Source organism: Flavobacterium sp., assembly GCF_036782315.1.
In the GTDB taxonomy this organism is placed as follows: domain Bacteria; phylum Bacteroidota; class Bacteroidia; order Flavobacteriales; family Flavobacteriaceae; genus Flavobacterium.
Genome location: NZ_DAIPZK010000002.1, coordinates 302,862 through 328,323, shown reverse-complemented (window position 1 = coordinate 328,323; position 25,462 = coordinate 302,862). Strand labels below are relative to the sequence as shown.

At 34.2% G+C, this 25,462-nt stretch carries 38 protein-coding genes; 37 read left to right on the top strand and 1 reads right to left on the bottom strand.

The window, feature by feature from the left end:
- The gene (locus V7P59_RS03410; protein ID WP_333808766.1) at positions 1–1,662 is read right to left on the bottom strand and encodes a hypothetical protein; all 1,662 of its coding nucleotides are present in this window, start codon (positions 1,660–1,662) and stop codon (positions 1–3) included.
- A gap of 334 nt (positions 1,663–1,996) precedes the next feature.
- Between V7P59_RS03410 and rpsL the strand changes: the two genes are divergently transcribed.
- The 37 genes from rpsL (at position 1,997) to ctlX (ending at position 25,403) form a co-directional block, all read left to right on the top strand.
- Positions 1,997–2,404, top strand: a complete 408-nt coding sequence (rpsL, locus tag V7P59_RS03405; protein ID WP_231836113.1) for a 30S ribosomal protein S12 — start codon at positions 1,997–1,999, stop codon at positions 2,402–2,404.
- Between the two features lie 24 nt (positions 2,405–2,428).
- Positions 2,429–2,905, top strand: a complete 477-nt coding sequence (gene rpsG / locus V7P59_RS03400; protein WP_291107331.1) for a 30S ribosomal protein S7 — start codon at positions 2,429–2,431, stop codon at positions 2,903–2,905.
- Between the two features lie 11 nt (positions 2,906–2,916).
- On the top strand, positions 2,917–5,073 hold the full coding sequence (gene fusA, locus V7P59_RS03395) for an elongation factor G (protein ID WP_333808765.1): 2,157 nt from the start codon (positions 2,917–2,919) through the stop codon (positions 5,071–5,073).
- Positions 5,074–5,084: 11 nt separating this feature from the next.
- Positions 5,085–5,390 (top strand): 30S ribosomal protein S10, encoded by a 306-nt coding sequence (rpsJ, locus tag V7P59_RS03390; protein ID WP_009779180.1) that lies wholly within the window; start codon positions 5,085–5,087, stop codon positions 5,388–5,390.
- A gap of 234 nt (positions 5,391–5,624) precedes the next feature.
- Entirely contained in the window at positions 5,625–6,242 is a 618-nt protein-coding gene (rplC, locus tag V7P59_RS03385; RefSeq protein ID WP_297869298.1) for a 50S ribosomal protein L3, read from the top strand.
- Positions 6,242–6,871, top strand: a complete 630-nt coding sequence (rplD, locus tag V7P59_RS03380; RefSeq protein WP_194095210.1) for a 50S ribosomal protein L4 — start codon at positions 6,242–6,244, stop codon at positions 6,869–6,871. Before rplC ends, rplD begins: the two co-directional genes overlap by 1 nt.
- A 7-nt stretch (positions 6,872–6,878) precedes the next feature.
- Positions 6,879–7,169 (top strand): 50S ribosomal protein L23, encoded by a 291-nt coding sequence (gene rplW / locus V7P59_RS03375; protein ID WP_194095209.1) that lies wholly within the window; start codon positions 6,879–6,881, stop codon positions 7,167–7,169.
- A 6-nt stretch (positions 7,170–7,175) separates the two neighbouring features.
- On the top strand, positions 7,176–8,000 hold the full coding sequence (gene rplB / locus V7P59_RS03370) for a 50S ribosomal protein L2 (protein ID WP_333808764.1): 825 nt from the start codon (positions 7,176–7,178) through the stop codon (positions 7,998–8,000).
- Between the two features lie 10 nt (positions 8,001–8,010).
- Positions 8,011–8,289 carry a 30S ribosomal protein S19 gene (rpsS, locus tag V7P59_RS03365; protein ID WP_073583326.1) on the top strand — a complete coding sequence of 93 codons (279 nt, stop codon included), beginning with the start codon at positions 8,011–8,013 and terminating at the stop codon, positions 8,287–8,289.
- Positions 8,290–8,298: 9 nt separating this feature from the next.
- Entirely contained in the window at positions 8,299–8,709 is a 411-nt protein-coding gene (gene rplV, locus V7P59_RS03360) for a 50S ribosomal protein L22 (RefSeq protein WP_194095206.1), read from the top strand.
- 8 nt (positions 8,710–8,717) lie between these two features.
- On the top strand, positions 8,718–9,449 hold the full coding sequence (gene rpsC / locus V7P59_RS03355; RefSeq protein WP_333808763.1) for a 30S ribosomal protein S3: 732 nt from the start codon (positions 8,718–8,720) through the stop codon (positions 9,447–9,449).
- A 19-nt stretch (positions 9,450–9,468) separates the two neighbouring features.
- A complete protein-coding gene (rplP, locus tag V7P59_RS03350; RefSeq protein WP_008254483.1) occupies positions 9,469–9,888 on the top strand; it encodes a 50S ribosomal protein L16 in 420 nt (139 codons plus the stop codon).
- 12 nt (positions 9,889–9,900) lie between these two features.
- Positions 9,901–10,092, top strand: a complete 192-nt coding sequence (rpmC, locus tag V7P59_RS03345) for a 50S ribosomal protein L29 (protein WP_073583320.1) — start codon at positions 9,901–9,903, stop codon at positions 10,090–10,092.
- An 18-nt stretch (positions 10,093–10,110) separates the two neighbouring features.
- Positions 10,111–10,368: a 30S ribosomal protein S17 gene (gene rpsQ / locus V7P59_RS03340; RefSeq protein ID WP_026725636.1), complete on the top strand. Its 258-nt coding sequence runs from the start codon at positions 10,111–10,113 to the stop codon at positions 10,366–10,368.
- Positions 10,369–10,370: 2 nt separating this feature from the next.
- Positions 10,371–10,739: a 50S ribosomal protein L14 gene (rplN, locus tag V7P59_RS03335; RefSeq protein ID WP_007803649.1), complete on the top strand. Its 369-nt coding sequence runs from the start codon at positions 10,371–10,373 to the stop codon at positions 10,737–10,739.
- 11 nt (positions 10,740–10,750) lie between these two features.
- The gene (rplX, locus tag V7P59_RS03330; RefSeq protein WP_026725635.1) at positions 10,751–11,065 is read left to right on the top strand and encodes a 50S ribosomal protein L24; all 315 of its coding nucleotides are present in this window, start codon (positions 10,751–10,753) and stop codon (positions 11,063–11,065) included.
- A 2-nt stretch (positions 11,066–11,067) separates the two neighbouring features.
- Positions 11,068–11,619, top strand: coding sequence for a 50S ribosomal protein L5 (rplE, locus tag V7P59_RS03325; protein WP_333808762.1), 552 nt, complete (start codon positions 11,068–11,070; stop codon positions 11,617–11,619).
- A gap of 3 nt (positions 11,620–11,622) precedes the next feature.
- Positions 11,623–11,892, top strand: a complete 270-nt coding sequence (gene rpsN, locus V7P59_RS03320; protein WP_014387709.1) for a 30S ribosomal protein S14 — start codon at positions 11,623–11,625, stop codon at positions 11,890–11,892.
- A 105-nt stretch (positions 11,893–11,997) separates the two neighbouring features.
- Positions 11,998–12,396, top strand: a complete 399-nt coding sequence (gene rpsH / locus V7P59_RS03315) for a 30S ribosomal protein S8 (RefSeq protein WP_231842246.1) — start codon at positions 11,998–12,000, stop codon at positions 12,394–12,396.
- 15 nt (positions 12,397–12,411) lie between these two features.
- On the top strand, positions 12,412–12,954 hold the full coding sequence (gene rplF / locus V7P59_RS03310) for a 50S ribosomal protein L6 (protein ID WP_194095193.1): 543 nt from the start codon (positions 12,412–12,414) through the stop codon (positions 12,952–12,954).
- 11 nt (positions 12,955–12,965) lie between these two features.
- Positions 12,966–13,316, top strand: coding sequence for a 50S ribosomal protein L18 (rplR, locus tag V7P59_RS03305; RefSeq protein WP_231836126.1), 351 nt, complete (start codon positions 12,966–12,968; stop codon positions 13,314–13,316).
- Between the two features lie 6 nt (positions 13,317–13,322).
- The gene (gene rpsE, locus V7P59_RS03300; RefSeq protein WP_035693159.1) at positions 13,323–13,847 is read left to right on the top strand and encodes a 30S ribosomal protein S5; all 525 of its coding nucleotides are present in this window, start codon (positions 13,323–13,325) and stop codon (positions 13,845–13,847) included.
- A gap of 13 nt (positions 13,848–13,860) precedes the next feature.
- Entirely contained in the window at positions 13,861–14,043 is a 183-nt protein-coding gene (gene rpmD, locus V7P59_RS03295; RefSeq protein ID WP_111566953.1) for a 50S ribosomal protein L30, read from the top strand.
- Positions 14,044–14,055: 12 nt separating this feature from the next.
- The gene (gene rplO / locus V7P59_RS03290) at positions 14,056–14,508 is read left to right on the top strand and encodes a 50S ribosomal protein L15 (protein ID WP_073583310.1); all 453 of its coding nucleotides are present in this window, start codon (positions 14,056–14,058) and stop codon (positions 14,506–14,508) included.
- Positions 14,509–14,520: 12 nt separating this feature from the next.
- Positions 14,521–15,864, top strand: coding sequence for a preprotein translocase subunit SecY (gene secY / locus V7P59_RS03285; protein WP_111566952.1), 1,344 nt, complete (start codon positions 14,521–14,523; stop codon positions 15,862–15,864).
- Between the two features lie 5 nt (positions 15,865–15,869).
- The gene (gene infA, locus V7P59_RS03280; protein ID WP_026725626.1) at positions 15,870–16,085 is read left to right on the top strand and encodes a translation initiation factor IF-1; all 216 of its coding nucleotides are present in this window, start codon (positions 15,870–15,872) and stop codon (positions 16,083–16,085) included.
- Positions 16,086–16,095: 10 nt separating this feature from the next.
- Positions 16,096–16,212 (top strand): type B 50S ribosomal protein L36, encoded by a 117-nt coding sequence (gene ykgO, locus V7P59_RS03275; RefSeq protein WP_002987490.1) that lies wholly within the window; start codon positions 16,096–16,098, stop codon positions 16,210–16,212.
- Between the two features lie 2 nt (positions 16,213–16,214).
- Positions 16,215–16,589: a 30S ribosomal protein S13 gene (gene rpsM, locus V7P59_RS03270; protein WP_073583306.1), complete on the top strand. Its 375-nt coding sequence runs from the start codon at positions 16,215–16,217 to the stop codon at positions 16,587–16,589.
- An 11-nt stretch (positions 16,590–16,600) separates the two neighbouring features.
- Complete coding sequence (rpsK, locus tag V7P59_RS03265; protein WP_008254446.1) at positions 16,601–16,984, top strand: 30S ribosomal protein S11; 384 nt, start codon at positions 16,601–16,603, stop codon at positions 16,982–16,984.
- Between the two features lie 83 nt (positions 16,985–17,067).
- Complete coding sequence (gene rpsD / locus V7P59_RS03260) at positions 17,068–17,673, top strand: 30S ribosomal protein S4 (RefSeq protein ID WP_026725624.1); 606 nt, start codon at positions 17,068–17,070, stop codon at positions 17,671–17,673.
- 20 nt (positions 17,674–17,693) lie between these two features.
- Complete coding sequence (locus V7P59_RS03255; protein ID WP_026725623.1) at positions 17,694–18,686, top strand: DNA-directed RNA polymerase subunit alpha; 993 nt, start codon at positions 17,694–17,696, stop codon at positions 18,684–18,686.
- A gap of 62 nt (positions 18,687–18,748) precedes the next feature.
- Positions 18,749–19,234 (top strand): 50S ribosomal protein L17, encoded by a 486-nt coding sequence (gene rplQ, locus V7P59_RS03250; protein WP_333808761.1) that lies wholly within the window; start codon positions 18,749–18,751, stop codon positions 19,232–19,234.
- A gap of 133 nt (positions 19,235–19,367) precedes the next feature.
- On the top strand, positions 19,368–20,477 hold the full coding sequence (carA, locus tag V7P59_RS03245) for a glutamine-hydrolyzing carbamoyl-phosphate synthase small subunit (RefSeq protein ID WP_333808760.1): 1,110 nt from the start codon (positions 19,368–19,370) through the stop codon (positions 20,475–20,477).
- A 100-nt stretch (positions 20,478–20,577) separates the two neighbouring features.
- Positions 20,578–21,873 carry a phosphopyruvate hydratase gene (eno, locus tag V7P59_RS03240; protein WP_333808759.1) on the top strand — a complete coding sequence of 432 codons (1,296 nt, stop codon included), beginning with the start codon at positions 20,578–20,580 and terminating at the stop codon, positions 21,871–21,873.
- Between the two features lie 199 nt (positions 21,874–22,072).
- Positions 22,073–23,356, top strand: coding sequence for a citrate synthase (locus V7P59_RS03235; protein WP_333808758.1), 1,284 nt, complete (start codon positions 22,073–22,075; stop codon positions 23,354–23,356).
- A gap of 118 nt (positions 23,357–23,474) precedes the next feature.
- On the top strand, positions 23,475–24,389 hold the full coding sequence (locus V7P59_RS03230) for a dimethylarginine dimethylaminohydrolase family protein (protein ID WP_333808757.1): 915 nt from the start codon (positions 23,475–23,477) through the stop codon (positions 24,387–24,389).
- A 78-nt stretch (positions 24,390–24,467) separates the two neighbouring features.
- Complete coding sequence (gene ctlX / locus V7P59_RS03225; protein ID WP_333808756.1) at positions 24,468–25,403, top strand: citrulline utilization hydrolase CtlX; 936 nt, start codon at positions 24,468–24,470, stop codon at positions 25,401–25,403.
- The last annotated feature ends 59 nt before the right edge of the window (positions 25,404–25,462 follow it).

The following is a 25,462-nucleotide window of genomic DNA, read 5'->3' as shown; positions in this document are numbered from 1 at the left end:
CTAAAAATTAGTTTTAAAGCTAATATGTACAATCGAATTCGAAAGTTCTATGGCTTGGTCGCTCGTGCTTCCGTTGGCGTAAACTAAATTGAATAATCCGTTTTTTGTAAATAATCCAAAACCAAATCCCAAACCTAACAATCGATCTTTTGTATTGGAAGTTTTGTCTTGAAAATAACCAAAATCAGTAATGGAGTGTAAGTATAAATTTGAAGCAACTAAATAACGATATTCAGCAATAATTCCGCTGTAAGCATTCGCTTGTAGGCTGTTTTCGTTAAAACCTCTAATCGAATTGATGCCTCCAAATCGGAACAACTCGTTAATTACATAATCATCACTCTGTAAATAAAAAGTCTGATTTCTTACAAAAATACTGTTCTTAAGATTCAAATTAAAATGATAGTTCACATCAAGCTGCGTAAAAAATTGACTCGTTTTTTGAGATGTAATCGTGCGATTTCCTGTTCCTAATTTCACAAAAACTTTTCCTCTTTCAGGAAAAATAAAACTATCAGGATTCAATTCAAGATGTTCAAAACTCGAAGTTAAAAAGGTATTCGTAAAATCATTCAAGCTAAACGAATTTATTTTCTGAATATCAACAGAAGTAGTTTTTTGGTAACCAATAAATGCTTTGGTGTTGTAAGTAAAATAGTAGCCCAAATTTAAATCGGTAACCGTATTTTGAAAAGTGGAATCTTGTTTAAAAATTCTCAAATTGGCTTTAATTCCAATCGGACTTTTGAAGATATACGGTAATTCAGTTCCTATGTTAAACGAAGTTTGTCGATTGCCATCGTTTTTCCAATACAAACTAAACTTTTCACCCGAATTCAAAATGTTTTGCAATTGTAAATCTAAATAGCCGTTAAAAGTTAATTTGCTTTGGTCATCATTTGAAAAACCAATGAAACCATCAAATTTATTTGGTTTCGATTTTTCCACGTAAACAAAAATCTTTGTGGAATCGGTGGTGAATAAAATTTCGGGATATTTTATTTGATTTATGAATTGTAACTTGTCAAAAGTATCGTTAATCTGTTTTAAATTATCCTGATTAAAAGTTGCTTTTTTAGCTTTCTTGGTAATTGCTTTTTTTATTCCTGCAGGAAATTTATCGTAACCTACAATTACTAAATCGGTAATATTTCTTTTCGAATTGAGTTTCAGTTGTAAGTCAGAAAATAAATCATTTCCAATTTTTCGTTGATTCACCAATTGTAAATTAGCTAACGAATAGCCTTTCTTTTCTAATAGAGCCACTTTAGTCTTCATAAAACTTTCTACTTCATTCGTGGTGATAATTAAAGTGTCTTTTTCAAGTTGTAAAAGCATTTTTTCTTCATTGGAAAGTTTACCTATATATATGGTGTTCTTTTTTATAACTTTTCCTAAACTATATTTAAAAACAAAACTGCTGTCGTTTGTTTTATTTTGTTCTAAAAGCAGCCAATCAAAAAAACCTTGATTTGTTAATTTAGTTTCAAAACGCTTTTGCTCTTCTAAAATAGAAGCAACTGTTGAATGTTTAGATTCGTATTGCAAACTATCTATGGTTTTGATTTCTTTTTCGGATGTTCCTACAATTCTTAAATAGAAATTTTGCCCCAATGAAAATTGGAAACAAAAAAGAACTAAAAAAGAATAGATGAATTTCATTGCTGTAAAGAAACGAAAAAAAGCAAAATAAATTTTATATCTGTTTTGTCATTCTGTCCCGAAGCTTCGAGATTGTTTCAGAATCAGGAGCGAATGGCTCGGGGATTCTTGTAATCCTTATTCCCGCTGTCCGCACTACAAGGTAGTTAGCTCCCATCGGGGCTAGATTGTTTTTGTCTTTCTTTTTTGTATTAGAATAACAATCAAAACCTTGTAAAATCAAATCGCATTGAAAATTAATAAATTATGATTTGGAAAGTAAAAAATAATTCCTACATTTGCAACCCCGTAAAAAGCGGGAATTTTAAACATTAAAAATTTTTAGTATTTAATTATGCCAACAATTCAACAATTAGTAAGAACAGGGAGAACCCAAATAACTAAGAAGAGTAAATCGGCTGCTTTAGATTCTTGTCCTCAAAGAAGAGGTGTGTGTACTCGTGTTTACACAACAACTCCTAAGAAACCAAACTCAGCAATGAGAAAGGTAGCTAGGGTTCGTTTAACAAACGGAAACGAGGTGAATGCATACATTCCTGGAGAAGGTCACAATTTACAAGAGCACTCGATAGTATTAGTTAGAGGTGGAAGAGTAAAAGATTTACCAGGAGTACGTTACCACATCGTACGTGGAGCATTAGACACTGCGGGTGTTGCAGGTAGAACACAACGTAGATCTAAGTATGGAGCTAAACGTCCAAAACCAGGACAAGCACCTGCTGCAGCTGGAAAGAAAAAGTAATTTAAAATCTTTTAAACAAAAGACATGAGAAAAAGACAGGCCAAAAAAAGACCTCTTTTACCAGATCCAAAATTTAACGATCAGTTAGTTACACGTTTTGTGAACAACTTAATGTGGGATGGTAAAAAATCAACTGCTTTTAAAGTGTTCTATGATGCATTAGAAATCGTAGAAAACAAAAAGCAAGATGCAGAAAAATCTGCATTAGAAATTTGGAAAGATGCATTAACAAATGTAATGCCACACGTAGAGGTTCGTTCTCGTCGTGTAGGTGGAGCTACATTTCAAATTCCAATGCCAATTCGTCCAGATAGAAAAATTTCTTACGCTATCAAATGGATGATTTTGTATGCAAGAAAAAGAAATGAAAAATCGATGGCTGCTAAGTTAGCGTCTGAAATTTTAGCTGCTGCTAAAGAAGAAGGTGCTGCTGTTAAGAAAAGAATGGATACTCACAAAATGGCAGAAGCTAATAAAGCTTTCTCTCACTTTAGATTTTAATTCATAAAGAAATGGCTAGAGATTTAAAATATACAAGAAACATAGGAATTGCGGCTCACATTGATGCTGGTAAAACAACAACAACTGAGCGTATCTTATTCTATACAGGAAAATCACACAAAATTGGTGAAGTACACGATGGTGCTGCAACAATGGACTGGATGGCACAAGAGCAAGAAAGAGGTATTACTATTACTTCGGCTGCTACAACTTGTGAGTGGAATTTCCCAACAAACCAAGGTAAAATTTTACCTGAATCTAAACCGTATCACTTTAACATTATCGATACTCCTGGTCACGTTGACTTTACAGTAGAGGTAAACCGTTCATTACGTGTATTAGATGGTTTAGTATTCTTATTTAGTGCGGTTGATGGTGTTGAGCCTCAATCTGAAACTAACTGGAGATTAGCAGATCAGTACAGAGTTCCTCGTATGGGATTCGTAAACAAAATGGACCGTCAAGGTTCTAACTTCTTGGCTGTTTGTCAACAAGTTAAAGATATGTTGAAATCAAACGCAGTTGCAATCACTTTACCAATTGGTGAAGAGCAAGATTTCAAAGGAGTAGTTGACTTAGTGAAGAATCAAGCTATTGTATGGCATGATGAAACGCAAGGTGCTACTTTTGATATCGTTGATATTCCTGCTGATATGGTGGCTGAAGTAAAAGAATATCGTTCAATTTTAATTGAAGAGATTGCTACTTACGACGAAAACCTATTAGAAAAGTATATGGAAGATGAAAACTCAATTACTGAGGAAGAAATCAACAATGCTTTACGTGCTGCTACTATTGACATGGCAATCATCCCAATGATTTGTGGTTCTTCTTTCAAAAACAAAGGAGTTCAATTCATGTTAGATGCAGTTTGTAAGTATTTACCATCTCCATTAGATAAAGAAGGTATCGAAGGTATTCACCCTGATGATAAAGATAAATTAGAGGAAGATCAAGTAAAAATCATGCGTCGTCCTGATACAAAAGAGCCTTTCGCTGCTTTAGCATTTAAAATTGCAACTGACCCTTATGTTGGTCGTTTAGCTTTCTTCCGTGCTTATTCAGGTCGTTTAGATGCAGGTTCTTACATCTTGAATACTCGTTCTGGAAACAAAGAGCGTATTTCTCGTATCTACCAAATGCACGCTAACAAACAAAATCCAATCGAATTTATCGAGGCTGGAGATATTGGAGCTGCTGTAGGATTTAAAGATATTAAGACTGGAGATACAATGTGTGATGAAAAACACCCAATTATCCTTGAGTCTATGAAATTCCCAGATCCAGTAATTGGTATCGCGATCGAGCCTAAAACAAAAGCTGACGTAGATAAAATGGGTATGGCTTTAGCTAAATTAGCTGAGGAAGATCCTACGTTTACAGTTAGAACTGATGAGGCTTCTGGTCAAACTATTATTTCTGGTATGGGTGAGCTTCACTTAGATATCTTAATTGATCGTATGAAACGTGAGTTCAAAGTGGAAGTTAACCAAGGTGAGCCTCAAGTAGAGTACAAAGAAGCTTTCACTAAATCAGCTCAACATAGAGAAGTTTATAAAAAACAATCTGGAGGTCGTGGTAAATTCGGGGATATCGTATTCCGTCTTGAGCCTGCTGACGAAGTTGATGGTAAACCATTTGTTGGATTACAGTTTATCAACGAAGTTAAAGGTGGTAACGTACCAAAAGAATATATTCCTGCTGTAGAAAAAGGATTTAGAGAAGCTATGAAGCAAGGTCCTTTAGCTGGTTATGCTGTAGACAGTTTAAAAGTTACTTTATTAGATGGTTCGTTCCACCCTGTGGATTCTGATGCATTGTCATTTGAATTAGCAGCTAAAATGGGTTATAAAGAAGTAGCAAAAGCTGCAGGAGCTGTTATTCTTGAACCAATCATGAAAATCGAAGTTATTACTCCAGAAGAAAACATGGGTGATATCGTAGGTGACTTGAACCGTCGTAGAGGTCAAGTAAATGATATGGGTGACAGAAATGGTGCTAAAACTATCAAAGCTAATGTTCCTTTATCAGAAATGTTTGGATATGTTACTACATTAAGAACATTGTCTTCTGGTAGAGCTACATCTACTATGGAGTTCTCTCACTATGAAGAAACACCTTCTAACATTTCAGAAGCTGTAATCAAAAAAGCAAAAGGTAACGCTTAATTTTTAAAGAGATGAGTCAAAAAATCAGAATAAAATTAAAATCATACGATCATAACTTAGTAGATAAGTCTGCTGAGAAAATCGTTAAGACTGTAAAAAGTACAGGTGCTGTGGTAACGGGTCCAATTCCATTACCTACACACAAAAAGATTTTTACTGTATTACGTTCTCCACACGTTAACAAAAAATCAAGAGAGCAATTCGAATTAAGTTCTTACAAGAGATTGTTAGATATCTACAGTTCTTCTTCTAAAACTATCGATGCTTTAATGAAATTAGAGTTACCTTCAGGAGTTGAAGTAGAAATTAAAGTGTGATAAACACCATTGCAAAAATGCAATGATTGCTATAAAAAACCGTTAATGTGAACATTACGGTTTTTTTTCTTATCATTTTTAGTAAGTAAAATGTCCTTTTTTGAAGGATTTTTTACTTAACTATTTATTTTTGCGATAATTAAAAAATAATTTATATATTTGCACCCTCAAAATGAGTAGTGTGCAAATACTATTTGTATTATAAATAAGAGTTTAATTAATAATTAGTTTAATATGTCTGGGTTAATCGGAAGAAAAATTGGCATGACTAGCATCTTTGATGAGAACGGGAAAAACATTCCTTGTACTGTAATCGAGTGTGGTCCATGCGTTGTTACCCAAGTCAGAACCAAAGATGTAGATGGCTATGAAGCTATCCAATTAGGTTTCGATGACAAAACTGAAAAGCATTCAATTAAAGCTGAGTTAGGTCACTTTAAGAAAGCTGGAACAGTTGCGAAAAAGAAAGTAGTTGAATTCAAAGGTTTTGAAACGGAGTACAAATTAGGCGATGTAATCGCTGTTGACTTATTCGCTGAAGGTGAATTTGTTGATGTTGTTGGAGTTTCTAAAGGAAAAGGATTCCAAGGGGTTGTTAAACGTCATGGTTTTGGCGGGGTTGGTCAGTCAACTCACGGTCAACATAACCGTTTAAGAGCGCCGGGTTCTGTTGGAGCTTCATCTTATCCGTCAAGAGTATTCAAAGGAATGCGCATGGCAGGTAGAATGGGAGGAGAAAATGTAACAGTACAAAACCTTAGAGTTTTAAAAGTGGTTGCTGAAAAGAACTTGCTTTTAGTTAAAGGAGCGATTCCTGGACACAAAAACTCTTATGTAATCGTTCAGAAGTAATGGAAGTAAAAGTTTTAGATATCAACGGAAAAGAAACTGGAAGAAAAGTTCAACTTTCTGATTCAGTTTTCGCAATTGAGCCAAACAAACATGCGGTTTACTTAGATGTAAAACAATATTTGGCTAATCAAAGACAAGGTACTCACAAAGCTAAAGAAAGAGCTGAGGTTGCAGGAAGTACTCGTAAAATCAAAAAACAAAAAGGAACTGGTACTGCTCGTGCAGGATCTGCTAAGAGTCCAGTTTTCAAAGGTGGAGGTACTATTTTTGGGCCTAGACCAAGAAGTTATTCTTTCAAATTAAACAAAAACTTAAAAAGATTAGCTAGAAAATCAGCTTTATCTTTAAAGGTAAATGAGTCTAATTTGGTAGTGGTTGAAGATTTTACATTTGATACACCAAGCACTAAAAATTTCATTAACGTATTGAAAGCTTTAGGGTTAGAGAACAAAAAATCATTATTTGTGTTGGGTGATACAAATAAAAATGTATATTTGTCGTCACGCAATTTAAAAGCGTCTAGCGTTGTAACTACTTCAGAATTAAGCACTTATGCAATTTTAAATGCAAAAAGTTTAGTTCTTTTAGAGGGTGCTGTAGACGGAATTGAAGCTAATTTAAGTAAATAATAAGATTATGAGTATCATAATTAAGCCTATTATAACTGAAAAAATAACTAAAGATGGTGAAGTTTTTAACCGTTTTGGTTTTGTAGTTGCAAAAAATGCAAATAAAATTCAAATCAAAAATGCTATCGAAGCAGCTTATGGTGTGAATGTGGTTGCAGTTAATACAATGAACTACAGAGCTGATAGAAGTGTTAAATATACCAAAAGTGGTTTAATCAGTGGCAAAACAAATGCTTACAAAAAAGCAGTTGTTCAAGTACAAGAGGGAGAAACAATAGATTTTTATACTAATATCTAATAGAAAATGTCAGTTAGAAAATTAAAACCTATTACCCCGGGTCAGCGTTTTAGAGTTGTAAATAGCTTTGACACTATTACAACTGATAAGCCGGAGCGTTCATTAATCGCACCGAAAAAAAACTCAGGAGGTAGAAATAGTCAAGGAAAGATGACCATGCGTTACACAGGCGGTGGTCACAAACAAAAGTATCGTATTATCGATTTCAAAAGAGCTAAAGTTGGAATTCCAGCAACAGTTAAAACAATCGAGTACGATCCAAATCGTTCAGCATTTATTTCATTATTGTATTATGCAGATGGAGCTAAAACTTACATCATTGCGCAAAATGGATTACAAGTTGGACAAACTGTAGTTTCAGGTGAAGATGCTGCTCCAGAAATTGGAAATGCAATGCCTTTAAGTAAAATTCCTCTAGGAACTGTTATTTCGTGTATCGAATTAAGACCAGGTCAAGGAGCTGTAATCGCTCGTTCAGCAGGAACTTTCGCTCAGTTAATGGCAAGAGATGGGAAATATGCTACAATCAAAATGCCTTCAGGAGAAACAAGATTAATCTTGTTAACTTGTATGGCTACAATCGGAGCAGTTTCTAACTCAGACCACCAATTAATCGTATCAGGTAAAGCTGGTAGATCAAGATGGTTAGGTAGAAGACCAAGAACAAGACCAGTAGCAATGAACCCAGTTGATCACCCAATGGGAGGTGGTGAAGGACGTTCTTCAGGAGGTCACCCACGTTCAAGAAAAGGTTTACCTGCTAAAGGTTATAGAACTCGTTCTAAAGTTAACCCGAGTAATAAGTATATTGTAGAACGTAGAAAGAAATAATTAGATAGACATGGCACGTTCATTAAAAAAAGGACCATTCGTTCACTATAAATTAGAGAAGAAAGTTCAAGAAAATATCGCAGGTGGTAACAAAGGTGTTGTAAAGACTTGGTCTAGAGCATCTATGATTACTCCAGATTTTGTTGGGCAAACTATCGCAGTTCACAATGGTCGTCAATTTGTTCCAGTATATGTAACTGAGAACATGGTAGGACACAAATTAGGAGAGTTTTCACCAACAAGATCTTTTAGAGGTCATGCTGGGGCTAAAAATAAAGGTAAAAAATAATAGGAAGCTATGGGAGTTCGTAAAAGAGAAAGAGCAGAGCAGACTAAAGAGGCTAAAGCACAAGTGGCTTTCGCTAAATTAAATAACTGCCCTACTTCACCTAGAAAAATGCGTTTAGTTGCAGATTTAGTTAGAGGTCAGAAAGTAGAAATGGCTCTTAATATATTAAGATTTAGTCAAAAAGAAGCTTCAAGAAAATTAGAGAAATTGTTGTTATCAGCAATTAATAACTATCAGCAAAAAAATGCTGATGCTAATTTAGAAGAAGCTGGCTTATTTGTAAAAACGATTACTGTAGATGGTGGAATGATGTTAAAAAGACTTCGTCCAGCTCCACAAGGTCGTGCACACAGAATTAGAAAGCGTTCTAACCACGTAACAATCGTGTTAGGATCAAATAATAACACACAAAGCAATTAATAAACAGTATGGGACAAAAGACAAATCCAATCGGAAATAGACTTGGTATCATCAGAGGATGGGACTCAAACTGGTATGGAGGAAATGATTACGGTGATAAAATCGCTGAAGATGCTAAAATCCGTAAATACATCCATGCACGTTTATCTAAAGCTAGTGTATCTAAAATAATTATCGAGAGAACTTTAAAACTTGTAACCGTTACTATCACTACTGCTAGACCTGGTATCATTATCGGAAAAGGTGGTCAAGAGGTAGACAAGTTAAAAGAAGAACTTAAGAAAATTACTGACAAAGAAGTTCAAATCAACATCTTTGAAATCAAAAGACCTGAGTTAGATGCTTACTTAGTAGCAACTTCTATCGCTCGTCAAATTGAAAGCAGAATCTCTTACAGAAGAGCTATTAAAATGGCTATCGCGGCTGCAATGAGAATGAATGCTGAAGGTATCAAAGTTATGATTTCTGGACGTTTAAACGGTGCTGAAATGGCACGTTCTGAACACTTTAAAGAAGGTAGAATTCCTTTGTCAACTTTCAGAGCTGATATTGATTATTCATTAGCTGAAGCGCATACTACTTATGGTAGAATGGGTATCAAAGTATGGATAATGAAAGGTGAGGTTTATGGGAAAAGAGATCTTTCTCCGTTAGTTGGTATGGACAAAAAACAGTCTAAATCATCAGGATCATCTGCTCCAAAAAGAGAAGGTAAACCAAACGCACGCAAAAGAAAGTAATTATTTAAACTAAAGAAAAATGTTACAGCCTAAAAGAACAAAATACCGTAAGGTACAGAAAGGTAGAATGAAAGGCGTTTCTCAAAGAGGACACGAGCTTTCTAACGGAATGTTTGGTATCAAATCTTTAGATTCTTCATTTATTACTTCTCGTCAAATTGAAGCAGCTCGTATCGCAGCAACACGTTTCATGAAAAGAGAGGGTCAATTATGGATCAAAATATTTCCAGATAAGCCTATTACAAAGAAACCATTAGAAGTACGTATGGGTAAAGGTAAAGGTGCAGTTGAATATTGGGCTGCAGTTGTTAAACCTGGTAAAATTATGTTTGAAGTTGGAGGCGTGCCTCTATCAGTTGCTAAAGAAGCATTACGCTTAGCAGCTCAAAAACTTCCTGTTAAAACTAAGTTTATCGTTGCTAGAGATTTCGAAGCATAATCAAAATTTATTATGAAACAATCAGAAATTAAAAATCTATCTGCAGCTGAGTTACAAGAACAACTTAGTCAGTTAAAGAAAACGTATACCGACCTAAAAAATGCTCATGCAATATCTCCAATTCAAAATCCTCTTCAGTTAAGAACTTTAAGAAGATCAGTTGCGAGATTACACACAGAGTTAACTAAAAGAGAGTTACAATAATTGTACACTAGCTGAAAGATGGAAAAAAGAAATTTAAGAAAAGAGAGAATTGGTGTGGTGACTTCAAACAAAATGGAGAAATCTATTGTTGTGTCACAAACTACAAAAGTGAAACACCCATTATACGGTAAGTTCGTGTTGAAAACTAAGAAATATGTTGCACACGACGAAACAAACGATTGTAACATTGGAGATACTGTAAGAATTATGGAAACACGTCCATTAAGTAAATCTAAATGTTGGAGATTAGTTGAAATCATTGAAAGAGCGAAGTAATTATGGTACAACAAGAGTCAAGATTAAAAGTAGCAGATAACACAGGAGCGAAAGAAGTTCTTACGATCCGTGTTTTAGGAGGAACGAAACGTCGTTATGCCTCTGTTGGTGACAAAATTGTAGTTTCAATTAAAGATGCAACTCCAAACGGAAACGTTAAAAAAGGAGCAGTATCAACTGCAGTAGTTGTACGTACCAAAAAAGAAGTGAGAAGAGCTGATGGATCTTACATCCGTTTTGACGATAACGCATGTGTATTGTTAAACGCTGCAGGAGAAATGAGAGGAACTCGTGTTTTTGGTCCGGTTGCCAGAGAACTTCGTGAAAAACAATTCATGAAAATTGTATCATTAGCACCTGAAGTGCTTTAATTCTTATACAAATGATAAAGCTAAAAATTAAATCAGGAGATATCGTAAGAGTTATTGCTGGAGACCACAAAGGTTCTGAAGGTAAAGTTCTTAGAGTTCTTCGTGAGAAAAACAAAGCGGTTGTTGAAGGAGTTAACATGGTTTCGAAACATACAAAACCAAGTGCTAAAAACCCTCAAGGAGGAATCGTTAAGAAAGAAGCTCCTATTCATGTGTCTAACTTGTCTTTGATTGACCCTAAGTCAAAAGAAGTTACTAAAGTTGGTTTCAAACAAGAAGGAGACAAGAAAGTGAGATTTTCAAAAAAATCTAATCAAGTACTATAGTTATGGCATATATTCCTAGACTAAAAGAAGAATATAAGAGTAGAGTTATTGCTGCTCTTAAAGAAGAGTTCGGTTACAAAAATGTAATGCAAGTTCCTAAACTTGAAAAAATTGTTGTAAGCCGCGGAGTTGGTGCAGCTGTATCTGATAAAAAATTAGTAGATTACGCTGTTGAAGAATTAACAAAAATTACTGGGCAAAAAGCAGTTGCTACTATTTCTAAAAAAGACGTTGCGTCTTTTAAATTAAGAAAAGGTATGCCAATTGGTGCTAAAGTAACGTTACGTGGAGAAAGAATGTATGAATTCTTAGATAGATTGATTACTTCATCTTTACCACGTGTAAGAGACTTCAACGGAATCAAATCAACTGGATTTGATGGTAGAGGAAACTACAATTTAGGAGTGTTAGAACAAATCATTTTCCCAGAAATTGATATTGATAAAGTAAATAAAATTGCTGGTTTTGATATTACTTTTGTAACTTCTGCTGAAACAGACAAAGAAGCAAAAGCATTATTAGCGGAATTAGGATTACCTTTTAAAAAGAATTAAGACATGGCTAAAGAATCAATGAAAGCCCGTGAGGTGAAAAGAATTGCATTAGTAGAAAAGTATGCTGAGAAAAGAAAAGCTTTAAAAGAAGCTGGTGATTTCGAAGGTTTACAAAAATTACCAAAAAATTCTTGTCCAGTTAGAGTACACAATCGTTGTAAATTAACAGGTAGACCAAGAGGGTATATGCGTCAGTTTGGTATTTCTCGTGTAACTTTCCGTGAAATGGCAAATCAAGGATTAATTCCAGGTGTTAAAAAAGCATCTTGGTAATTCCAAAAAAAGTTATTACTTTTGCAATCCAAAAAATAAGTTTAATTGGTTAAAGGTTCAATCCGCTGAGGGCGGATTGAAAACCATAACCGCAAATCTATACATATGTATACAGATCCAATTGCCGATTATCTAACGCGTGTTAGAAATGCAGTAAGAGCCAACCACAAAGTGGTTGAAATTCCTGCTTCTAATATGAAGAAAGAAATCACAAAGATTTTATTCGATCAAGGATATATCTTAAGTTACAAATTTGATGATTCTACTGTTCAAGGTACAATCAAAATTGCACTTAAATATGATAAAGACACGAAAGAGTCTGTAATCAAAGATATCCAAAGAATTAGTAAACCAGGTTTACGTAAATATGCTAGTTCATCAGACTTGCCAAGAATCTTAAATGGTTTAGGTATTGCTATTGTTTCTACATCAAAAGGATTGATGACAGGAAAACAAGCTAAGCAATTAAATGTTGGTGGAGAGGTAATTTGTTACGTATATTAATAAAAAGACGAGACAATGTCAAGAATAGGTAAAAATCCAATTGCAATTCCAGCTGGAGTAACTGTAGAAGTTAAAGATGCTGTAATTACAGTAAAAGGAAAATTAGGCGAGCTTACTCAAGAATTTTCTGATGTAACCGTTAAAATCGAAGATAACCAAGTTATCGTTGAACGTTCATCTGATTATAAAACTGAGAGAGCGAAACACGGACTTTATCGTGCATTAATCAACAATATGATTGTTGGTGTTTCTGAAGGTTTTACAAAAGAATTAGAGTTAGTTGGAGTTGGATACAGAGCTTCTAATCAAGGTCAAAAACTTGATTTAGCTTTAGGTTTCTCTCACAACATCGTTCTAGAAGTTGTAAAAGAAGTTACTGTTGAAACAGTATCAGAAAAAGGTAAAAATCCGATAGTGAAATTATCTTCATTCGACAAACAATTATTAGGTCAAGTAGCTGCGAAGATCAGAGGTTTCCGCAAACCTGAGCCATATAAAGGAAAAGGAGTTAAGTTTGTAGGAGAAGAACTAAGAAGAAAAGCAGGTAAATCAGCTTAAAAATTAAGACTATGTCATTAACAAAATCTGAAAGAAGACAAAGAATTAAGTTCAGAATCAGAAAGATTGTAAGCGGAACTGCTGCTCAACCAAGACTTTCTGTATTCAGAAGTAATAAAGAAATCTATGCGCAAATCATAGATGATGTAAACGGTACTACTTTAGTAGCAGCTTCATCAAGAGATAAAGGTGTTGCACAAGGAACTGCTGTTGAAACTGCAAAAGCAGTTGGTAAATTAGTTGCTGAAAAAGCTCTTAAAGCAGGTATCACTACAATCTCTTTTGATAGAGGTGGGTATTTATACCATGGACGTGTGAAATCATTAGCTGAAGGAGCTAGAGAAGCTGGACTTAAATTCTAAGAAATTATGTATCATAATTATAAAAACGTAGAGATTGTAAAACCAGGAGGTCTTGAATTAAAAGATCGTTTGGTGAGTGTAAATCGTGTTACTAAAGTTACTAAAGGAGGTAGAGCATTTGGTTTCTCTGCTATCGTAGTAGTTGGTGATGAAAACGGAGTAGTGGGTCATGGATTAGGAAAATCTAAAGATGTTTCTGAAGCAATCGCTAAAGCGGTGGAAGATGCTAAGAAAAATTTAGTGAGAATTCCTCTTCAAGGTCAATCTGTTCCTCATGAGCAAAAAGGTAAATTTGGTGGTGCTAGAGTATTCTTAATGCCTGCTTCTCACGGTACTGGAGTTATTGCTGGTGGTGCTGTTCGTGCGGTATTGGAGTCTGTAGGTGTTCACGATGTATTATCTAAATCGCAAGGTTCATCTAACCCTCACAATGTGGTAAAAGCAACTTTTGATGCTTTATTACAAATGAGAAGTGCTGCTACTGTAGCTAAACAAAGAGGAGTATCTTTAGAAAAAGTATTCAAAGGTTAATTAACAGGAAATCATGGCAAAATTAAAAGTAAAACAAGTAAGAAGTAAAATCAATTGTCCTCTTGATCAAAAGAGAACTTTGGAAGCTTTAGGTCTTCGTAAAATGGGACAAGTTGTTGAGCATGATGCAAATCCTGCTATCCTTGGAATGGTAAATAAAGTTAAACACTTAGTTTCTGTTGAAGAAACTAAATAACACTATACAGTTATGAATTTAAGTAACTTACAACCAGCTGAAGGTTCAGTTCACAACCAAAATAAAAGAGTAGGTAGAGGAGAAGGTTCTGGTAAAGGTGGTACTGCTGCACGTGGTCACAAAGGAGCTAAGTCTCGTTCTGGATACTCTAAGAAAATTGGTTTTGAAGGAGGTCAAATGCCACTTCAAAGACGTGTTCCTAAGTTTGGTTTCAAGAACATCAATAGAGTAGAATATCAAGGTATTAATCTTGATTCGTTACAATTATTAGTAGATAACGGTGTAGTAACTGATACAGTTGATTTTTCTGTATTTGTAGATACTCGTTTAGCTACAAAAAATAGCTTAGTAAAGATTTTAGGAAGAGGTGAGCTAAAAACAAAACTTAAAGTAAGTGCTCACAAATTTACTGCATCTGCAAAAGCGGCTATCGAGGCTGCTGGAGGAGAAGCTGTAACTTTATAATCCTTTAGTAAAATGAAGAAATTTATAGATTCATTCATCAACGTTTGGAAAATCGAAGAGTTAAAAAATCGTATTTTATTAACTCTTGGATTATTATTAGTGTACCGTTTTGGTGCACAAGTAACCCTTCCGGGGATTGATGCTACTAAATTGACAAATCTTACAAACCAAACTGATGAAGGTATCGGATGGTTAATCAATGTATTTACAGGAGGTGCGTTTTCGCAAGCTTCTGTATTTGCATTAGGTATCATGCCATACATATCAGCTTCTATCGTAGTTCAATTAATGGGGATTGCGGTGCCATATTTACAAAAATTACAAAAAGACGGTGAAAGTGGTAGAAAGAAAATTAACCAAATTACAAGATGGTTAACAATCTTAATTACCTTAGTTCAAGGTCCTGGTTATATTTATAACTTGTACAGAACTTTGCCAGGTGAAGCATTTATGTTAACTGGTCCAACTTTCATTTTCTCATCAGTACTAATCTTAGTAACTGGTACTATTTTTGCTATGTGGTTAGGAGAAAAAATTACTGATAAAGGTATTGGTAATGGTATCTCTTTATTGATAATGGTAGGTATTATTGCAAGAATGCCACAAGCTTTTATTCAAGAGTTTTCATCTAGAACTTCTCAAGCAAATGGAGGAGTTATGATGATTGTAATTGAATTAATACTTTGGTTCTTAGTAATAATTGCATGTATTTTATTAGTAATGGCTGTAAGAAAAATTCCAGTACAGTATGCAAGACGTACCGTTTCTGGGGATTTTGAAGAAGACATGATGGGTGGTAACAGACAGTTTATCCCATTAAAACTAAATGCATCAGGTGTTATGCCGATCATTTTTGCACAAGCTATTATGTTTATTCCTGCTGCTGTTTCTGGTTTAGCAAAAGAATCAGATACTGCGCTTTCTATTGCAGGAATGTTCAACGATCCATTTGGTCTAGTATATAATATTGTTTTTGCTTTGTTAATCGTAATTTTTACGTACTTTTACACCGCAATTACAGTACCAACTAACAAGATGGCTGATGATTTAAAAAGAAGTGGAGGTTTCATTCCAGGTGTTAAACCAGGTGTTGAAACTGGAGATTACCTAGATAAAATTATGTCTTTAATTACTTTTCCAGGTTCGTTATTTCTTGCTTTAGTAGCTGTGTTCCCAGCTGTTGCAGTAAGTTTACTTGGAGTACAAGGTGCTTGGGGTTATTTTTATGGTGGTACTTCTTTACTAATCATGGTTGGAGTTGCAATAGATACTATTCAACAAATAAATTCTTATTTATTGAATAAACACTATGATGGTTTGATGAAAAGTGGTAAAAATAGAAAAGCAGTGGCTTAATTTTTATGGCAAAACAATCAGCAATAGAACAAGACGGAACAATTATTGAAGCATTATCAAATGCTATGTTTCGTGTAGAATTAGAAAACGGACACGTTGTAATTGCTCATATCTCTGGTAAAATGCGTATGCATTATATTAAATTATTGCCAGGAGACAAGGTGAAACTTGAAATGAGCCCTTACGACTTGTCTAAAGCAAGAATTACTTATAGATACTAAAGCTATTAAAATGAAAGTAAGAGCATCAGTTAAAAAGAGAAGTGCCGAGTGCATTATTGTACGTAGAAAAGGAAGATTATACGTTATTAACAAAAAGAATCCTAGATTTAAACAAAGACAAGGATAATTATGGCAAGAATTGCAGGGGTAGATATACCTAAACAAAAAAGAGGAATCATTGCTTTAACATACATTTTTGGTATTGGTAAAAGCAGAGCTAAAGATATTTTAGCTAAAGCTCAAGTGAGCGAAGACAAGAAAGTTCAAGATTGGAATGATGACGAGATCGGAGCAATCCGTGATGCGGTATCATATTACAAAATTGAAGGTGAATTGCGTTCAGAAGTTCAATTAAACATCAAACGTTTAATGGATATCGGATGTCAAAGAGGTATTCGTCATAGAGCTGGACTTCCATTAAGAGGTCAAAGAACTAAAAACAACTCTAGAACTAGAAAAGGTAAGAGAAAAACTGTTGCTAACAAGAAAAAAGCAACTAAATAATAAGTAATAATATGGCTAAAGCAACTGCAAAAAAACGTAAAGTTATCGTTGAATCTTCGGGAGAAGCACATATTAATGCTACTTTTAACAACATCATCATTTCTTTAACAAACAAGAAAGGTGAAGTAATTTCTTGGTCTTCAGCTGGTAAAATGGGCTTTAGAGGTTCTAAAAAGAATACTCCTTATGCAGCTCAAATGGCAGCAGAAGATTGTAGTAAAGTAGCTCTTGAAGCTGGACTTAAAAAAGTGAAAGTTTATGTGAAAGGTCCAGGAAATGGTAGAGAATCTGCTATTAGATCAATCCATAACTCAGGAGTTGAAGTTACTGAAATCATTGATGTAACTCCAATGCCTCACAACGGATGTCGTCCTCCGAAAAGAAGAAGAGTATAATTTAAGTATAACACGGGTAGGTTTAAAATTATCGAAGGATATAGACCTGAATTCATAATTCCTACCTTTTTTAATTTTTTAAAATGGCAAGATATACTGGTCCAAAAACAAAAATTGCTCGTAAATTTGGCGAAGCAATCTTCGGAGACGATAAAGCCTTCGAAAAAAGAAATTACCCTCCAGGGCAACATGGTTTAGCTAAAAAGAGAGGTAAAAAATCTGAATATGCTGTTCAGTTAATGGAAAAGCAAAAAGCTAAATATACTTACGGTATTTTAGAAAAACAATTCAGAAACTTATTCAAAAAAGCATCTGCTGCTTCTGGAGTAACAGGTGAAATCTTATTACAATTATGTGAAGCTCGTTTAGATAACGTAGTTTACAGAATGGGTATTGCTCCTTCTCGTAGAGCTGCTCGTCAAATTGTATCTCACAGACACATCACTGTAAATGGTGAAGTTGTTAATGTACCTTCTTACCACTTAAAAGCGGGTGATAAAGTTGCTGTACGTGAAAAATCAAAATCTCTTGAAGCTATTGACCGTTCTTTAGCTGCATCTTCTCAAGTTTATGAGTGGATTACTTGGAATAATGATACTAAAGAAGGTACTTTCGTTTCTGTACCTCAAAGACTTCAAATTCCAGAAAACATTAAAGAACAACTAATCGTTGAGTTGTATAACAAATAATAATTGACATTAGTCGAAATATGGCAATATTTAATTTTCAAAAGCCCGATAAAGTTATCATGATCGATTCTACGGATTTCGAAGGTAAATTTGAATTTAGACCTTTGGAACCTGGTTACGGATTGACTGTTGGTAATGCACTTAGAAGAGTTTTGCTTTCTTCTCTTGAAGGATATGCAATTACATCAGTAAGAATTGAAGGTGTAGAACATGAGTTCTCTACCATTTCTGGTGTGGTTGAAGATGTAACAGAGATTATCTTAAACCTTAAGCAAGTACGTTTCAAACGTCAAATTGAGGATATCGATAATGAGTCTGTTTCTATCTCTCTTTCAGGTAAAGATAAGATAACTGCAGGTGATTTTCAAAAATTCATCTCTGGTTTTCAAGTTTTAAATCCAGATTTAGTAATCTGTAATTTAGACAGCAAAACATCTATCAACATGGAACTTTCTATCGAAAAAGGTAGAGGATATGTTCCTGCTGAAGAGAACAAAAAATCAAATGCTCCAATTGGAACAATTTTTACAGATTCTATTTACACTCCAGTAAAGAATGTAAAATATGCTATTGAGAATTTCCGTGTGGAACAAAAAACCGACTATGAAAAATTAGTTTTTGAAATCATTACAGATGGTTCTATCCATCCTAAAGATGCATTAACTGAGGCAGCTAAGACGTTAATCCACCATTTTATGTTGTTCTCTGACGAAAGAATTACTCTTGAGGCAGATGAAATTGCTCAAACTGAGTCTTATGATGAAGAGTCACTTCACATGAGACAGTTATTGAAAACTAAGTTAGTTGATATGGACTTATCTGTGAGAGCATTAAATTGTTTAAAAGCGGCTGAAGTTGATACATTAGGTGATTTAGTATCTTTCAACAAGAACGACTTAATGAAATTCCGTAATTTTGGTAAAAAATCGTTAACTGAATTAGATGAGTTAGTGGCTAATAAAAACCTAACTTTCGGAATGGATTTAACTAAATACAAGTTAGATAAAGAATAATTGCTTCATATTTTGCGCTCCTTGAAAGGATTGATGCAAGATGAAGATAAATAATAGACGTCATGAGACACGGAAAAAAGAATAATCATTTAAGTAGACAAACAGGACATAGAAAAGCTATGTTAGCTAATATGGCTTGTTCGTTAATTGAGCATAAGCGTATTAACACTACTGTTGCTAAAGCTAAAGCTTTAAAACAATTTGTTGAACCATTAGTTACAAAATCTAAAGAAGATACAACTCACAACCGTCGTATTTGTTTTTCTTATTTAAGAAACAAATATGCAGTTACTGAGCTTTTCAGAGAAGTTGCTGCTAAAGTTGGTGACCGTCCAGGAGGATACACTCGTATCATCAAGTTAGGTAACCGTTTAGGAGATAACGCTGATATGGCAATGATTGAGTTAGTAGATTTCAACACATTGTATAATGGTGGTAAAAAAGAAGTTAAGAAAACGACTCGTCGTGGTAGAGCTAAAAAAGCGGAAGGTACTGCTCCTGAAGCTCCAGCTACTGAAACTTCTGAAAATACTGAAGCTACAGAATAATCATGAAAGTATTCATGTAAAAATAATAAGGATAGACTTTTTTAAGTTTATCCTTTTTTTTTGGTTTTACAATTCAAACAGTTGAAAAAAACAACTTTTATAACTAAATTTGCACCCACAACAACACAACACAATGAAATACAACAATCGCTCTAAGGCCGTTTTACTTCTTAAAGACGGAACCATTTTTCACGGAAAATCAATCGGAATTGAAGGAGTTACTTTTGGTGAAGTCGCTTTTAATACGGGAACTACAGGTTACCAAGAAATTTTTACTGATCCGTCTTACTTCGGACAAATCATGGTTACAACTAATGCACACATTGGAAATTATGGTGTAAACGAAAAAGAAGTAGAATCTGATTCCGTTAAAATATCTGGATTAGTTTGTAAAAATTTTAGTTTTAATTATTCTCGAGTAGATGCTTCAGAGAGTTTGTTCGATTATTTAAGCAAACAAAATCTTATTGTAATTTCAGACGTAGATACAAGAGCATTGGTAAGTTATATCAGAGATAACGGTGCTATGAATGCGGTGATTTGTACTGATGGAACTCCAATTGAAGAGTTAAAAGAAAAATTAGCTCAAGTTCCAGATATGAATGGTTTAGAGTTGGCTTCTAAAGTTTCTACTAAAGAGCCTTACTTCTTCGGTGAAGAAACGGCTAAATATAAAATTTCTGCTTTAGATTTAGGAATCAAAACCAATATCCTTAGAAATTTAGCAAAGAGAGATTGCTATATCAAAGTTTTCCCATATAATGCTTCTTTTGAAGATTTGAAAGCATTTAACCCTGATGGTTATTTCTTATCAAACGGACCCGGTGATCCAGAACCTCTAGAATCAGCTCAAGAAGTAGCGCGTCAAATTTTAAATGAAGACAAGCCTTTGTTTGGAATTTGTCTAGGTCACCAAATCATTGGATTAGCAAACGGAATTTCAACTTACAAAATGTTCAACGGTCACCGAGGGATTAATCACCCAGTTAAAAATGTGATTACAGGAAAAGGTGAAATTACTTCTCAAAATCACGGTTTTGCTATCGTAAGAGAAGAATTAGACAAACATCCAGATTTTGAACTAACTCACGAACATTTAAATGATGGAACGGTAGCCGGTATGCGAATGAAATCGAAAAATTGTTTTTCAGTACAATACCATCCAGAAGCAAGTCCTGGGCCACACGATTCAAGCTATTTATTTGACCAATTTATTGAAAATATAAAATCTTCGATTAACTAAAACGTTATCGTTTATAAGTTTTTTGAGATTTTCAATATCATTATAGTTTAAATTATAAATTTGTTATTATTCGAATAATAGTAACTTAAAAAAATATCTAATGAGTATAATTATCAAAGTTCACGCAAGACAAATTTTAGATTCGCGTGGAAATCCAACAATCGAAGTTGATGTAGTTACAGATAACGGAATTTTAGGAAGAGCAGCTGTGCCAAGTGGCGCTTCTACCGGAGAACATGAAGCAGTAGAACTTCGTGATGGCGGTAAAGCTTTCATGGGAAAAGGAGTTTTAAAAGCGGCTGAAAATGTAAATACAAAAATTGCAGAAGCGATTGTAGGAATGTCGGTTTTCGAACAAAATTTAATCGACAAAATGATGATTGAATTAGACGGAACAGCTAATAAATCGAATTTAGGTGCTAATGCTATTTTAGGCGTTTCTTTAGCAGTTGCTAAAGCAGCTGCAAACGAATTAGGATTGCCATTGTATCGATATATTGGTGGTGTTTCTGCTAATACATTACCAGTTCCAATGATGAATATCATCAACGGTGGTTCGCATTCAGATGCTCCGATTGCGTTTCAAGAATTCATGATTATGCCTGTGAAAGCAAAAGATTTCACTCATGCGATGCAAATGGGAACTGAAATCTTTCACAACTTGAAAAAAGTATTGCACGATAGAAATTTATCTACTGCAGTAGGTGATGAAGGTGGATTTGCTCCAAATTTAGCTGGTGGAACAGAAGACGCTTTAGATTCAATCAAATTAGCCGTTACTAATGCAGGTTATACTTTTGGTGACGATGTTATGATCGCTTTAGACTGTGCGGCTTCAGAATTTTATGTAAACGGGAAATACGATTACACTAAATTTGAAGGTGAAACTGGAAAAATAAGAACTTCTGAAGAGCAAGCTTCTTATTTAGCAGAATTAACAGAAAAATATCCCATTATTTCTATCGAAGACGGAATGTACGAAGACGATTGGGAAGGTTGGAAACTATTGACTGAAAAAATCGGTAATAAAGTACAATTAGTTGGAGATGATTTATTTGTTACAAATGTAGAAAGATTATCTCGAGGAATTAACCAATCTATTGCGAATTCAATTTTAATTAAAGTTAATCAAATTGGAACTTTAACTGAAACCATTGCAGCAGTTAATATGGCACATAATGCAGGATATACTTCAGTAATGTCACACCGTTCTGGAGAAACAGAAGATAACACAATTGCTGATTTAGCAGTGGCTTTGAACTGTGGACAAATCAAAACAGGTTCGGCCTCTCGTTCTGATCGTATGGCAAAATACAATCAATTATTAAGAATTGAAGAAGAATTAGCAGATGTGGCTTATTTCCCTGGTGTAAATGCTTTTAAAGTAAAAAAATAGCAAATTTATTGGTATACAATTCCGAAACTCGGAGGTTTTCAATATTAAAATAATCAACCCTTTCAGAATCTTACTTTTGAAAGGGTTTTTCATGTATATTATTTAACCATAAATTATAGTTATTTTCTTTATTGTTTGATTATTATTTGTTAAATTCGCAATTCACTTTAATTTTATCATAAAATACTACATAAATAATATGTCAAAAACTGCAATATTAGAGCTTGATGGCAAAAAGTATGAGTTCCCTGTAATTGTGGGGACTGAAAATGAAGTTGCTATCGATATAGACAAGTTGCGTAGTGCATCTGGTGCTATTACAATTGATCCAGGTTATAAAAATTCAGGATCATGTACAAGTGAAATTACTTTCTTAGATGGTGAAGAAGGAATTTTACGTTACAGAGGATATGCTATTGAAGATTTAGCTGATAAAGCGAATTTCTTAGAAGTTTCTTATTTGTTAATTTTTGGAGAGTTGCCAACAGCTGCTCAATTAACAAAATTTGAGAACGATATCCGTAAATACACTTTAGTTAATGAGGAAATGAAAAACATCATCGATGGTTTCCCTAAAACAGCTCACCCAATGGGTGTTTTGGCTTCATTAACAAGTGCGTTGACAGCCTTCAATCCTAAATCTGTAAATCCTCATAACGAGAAAGAAATGTATGAGGCAGTTTGCAAAACTATGGGTAAATTCTTGGTAATTGCTACTTGGACTTACAGAAAATCAATGGGATATCCATTAAATTACTATGATAATACAAAAGGTTACGTTGAAAACTTCATGCGTTTAATGTTTGAATTACCAACAGGACCTTACAAAGCAGACGCAAAAGTTATCGAAGCTTTAGATAAATTATTCATCTTACACGCAGATCATGAACAAAACTGTTCTACTTCTACGGTAAGAATTGTAGGTTCTTCTCATGCTGGATTATTTGCTTCAATTTCTGCAGGAGTTTCTGCACTTTGGGGACCACTTCATGGAGGTGCTAACCAAGCGGTTTTAGAAATGTTACAAGAAATTCATGATAATGGTGGTGATGTAGCTAAATTCGTTTTAAAAGCAAAAGACAAAGATGATCCGTTCCGTTTAATGGGATTCGGTCACCGTGTTTATAAAAACTTTGATCCAAGAGCTACCATCATTAAAAAAGCAGCTGATGATGTATTAACAGCGTTAGGAGTTGATGATCCATTATTAGATATCGCAAAACAATTAGAAAAAGTAGCATTAGAAGATGAATATTTCAAATCAAGAAACTTATATCCAAACGTAGATTTCTATTCAGGAATTATCTACCGTGCTATGGGAATCCCAGTTGAAATGTTTACCGTTTTATTTGCAATTGGTCGTTTACCAGGTTGGATTGCACAATGGAAAGAAATGAGAATTAATAAAGAACCAATTGGTCGTCCAAGACAAGTTTATACTGGTTATCCACTACGTACTTTTAAGGAAATGAAAGATAGATAATTTTAAGAAACCCATCAATGATGGGTTTTTTTATACGTTAAAACTAATGGTTTATTAATCTTCATTTCCGTATATTTGCCTAAAGGCAAAATTATCCATATCCAATAAAACCTAAGTTATGTTACAATTAAACATAAAAAACGAAACTTCCCGATTGAGGGCCGTGGTGTTAGGAACCGCTGTTAGTAACGGTCCAACACCTACCATCGAAGAAGCCTATGATCCAAAATCATTAGAGCATATTAAAGCCGGAACCTATCCAATAGAAGAAGATATGGTAAAGGAAATGGAAGCTTTTAATCAAGTGTTCCAGAAATACGGCGTAAAAGTTTACAGACCTCAAATCATTGAAAATTATAATCAAATTTTTGCTAGAGACATCGGATTTGTAATCGATGACATTTTTATCAAAGCTAATATTTTGCCAGATCGAGAGCGTGAATTAGACGCTATTCAATACATAATCGATCAAATTGACCCTAAAAAAGTAGTGCGTCCACCAGATGAAGTACATATTGAAGGTGGCGACGTAATGCCATGGAACGAATATATCTTCATCGGAACTTATAAAGGTTCAGATTATAAAGATTATATCACAGCAAGAACAAATATGCAAGGGGTTAATTTTATAAAAGAATTGTTTCCTAATAAAATTGTTAAAGAGTTTGATTTAGTAAAATCGAAAATTGAACCTCGTGATAATGCGTTACATTTAGATTGTTGTTTTCAACCTGTGGGAACAAACAAAGGAATCATTTACAAAAGTGGTTTCCGTGAAGAAGCAGATTATATGTTCCTAGTGAATTTATTCGGAAAAGAGAATTTATTCCACATCGAGAGAGAGGAAATGTATCACATGAATTCTAATGTGTTTTCTATTGCTCCAGATGTTGTTGTTTCTGAAAAGAATTTTACGAGACTAAACAATTGGTTGCGTGAAAACGGATTTACAGTAGAAGAAATTCCGTATGCTGAAATTGCAAAACAAGAAGGATTGTTGAGATGTTCAACTTTACCTTTGATTAGAGATTAAAAAACTTTGTTTCAAGTTTAACGTTCCAAGTTCTAAAACTTGAAACCTGAAACCTGAAACTTCAAACAAAAATATAAAATGAACCAAACAACTAACTCCATATTGATGATTCGTCCGGTAGCATTCCGTATGAACGAACAAACAGCGGTGAATAATTATTATCAAAAAGTATTGGATAATTTAACGCCTGAATCGGTAAATGCAAAAGCACAAGAAGAGTTTGATACTTTTGTGCAAAAACTTAAAATGATAGGTTTAAATGTGGTGGTAGTTGAGGATACATTAAGTCCTGATACACCAGACAGCATTTTTCCAAACAACTGGATTTCATTTCATGAAAATGGTGATGTCGTTTTATATCCAATGTTTGCTGAAAACCGTCGATTAGAAAGAAGAGAGGATATTTTAGATACTTTAGAAGAAAAAGGATTCGTTATCAATGAGATAATGGATTATACTTCTGCTGAAGAAGATAATGTTTTCCTAGAAGGAACGGGAAGTATTGTTTTAGATAGAGCAAACGGAAAAGCGTATTGTGCTTTATCACCAAGAGCAGATGAAGAGTTGTTTATCGAATTTTGTGAAGATTTCGAATTTACACCTGTGATTTTTGAAGCGTTTCAAACAGTTAATGGAGAAAGAAAACACATTTATCACACGAATGTAATTATGTGTGTGGGCGAAACTTTTGCGGTTATTTGTGCAGATTGTATCGATGACAAAAAAGAACGCAAAATGGTTTTAGATAGCTTGAAAGGTGATGAAAAAGAAGTAATTCTTATCACTGAAGATCAAGTAAACAACTTCGCAGGAAATATGTTAGAAGTAAAAGGAAACGATGACAGAAGATATTTAATTATGAGTGCTTCAGCTCACCAAAGTTTAACTAAAAAGCAAATAGCGCAATTAGAAGAACACGTAACTATTGTAAGTTCAAGTTTAGATACAATTGAAGCTTGTGGTGGTGGAAGTGCTCGTTGTATGATGGCAGAAATTTTCTTACCAAAAGAATAACTGTAACATCATTTCTAGTGATTTTAAAAAATAAAAATCCCAAACTTAGAACTAATTCT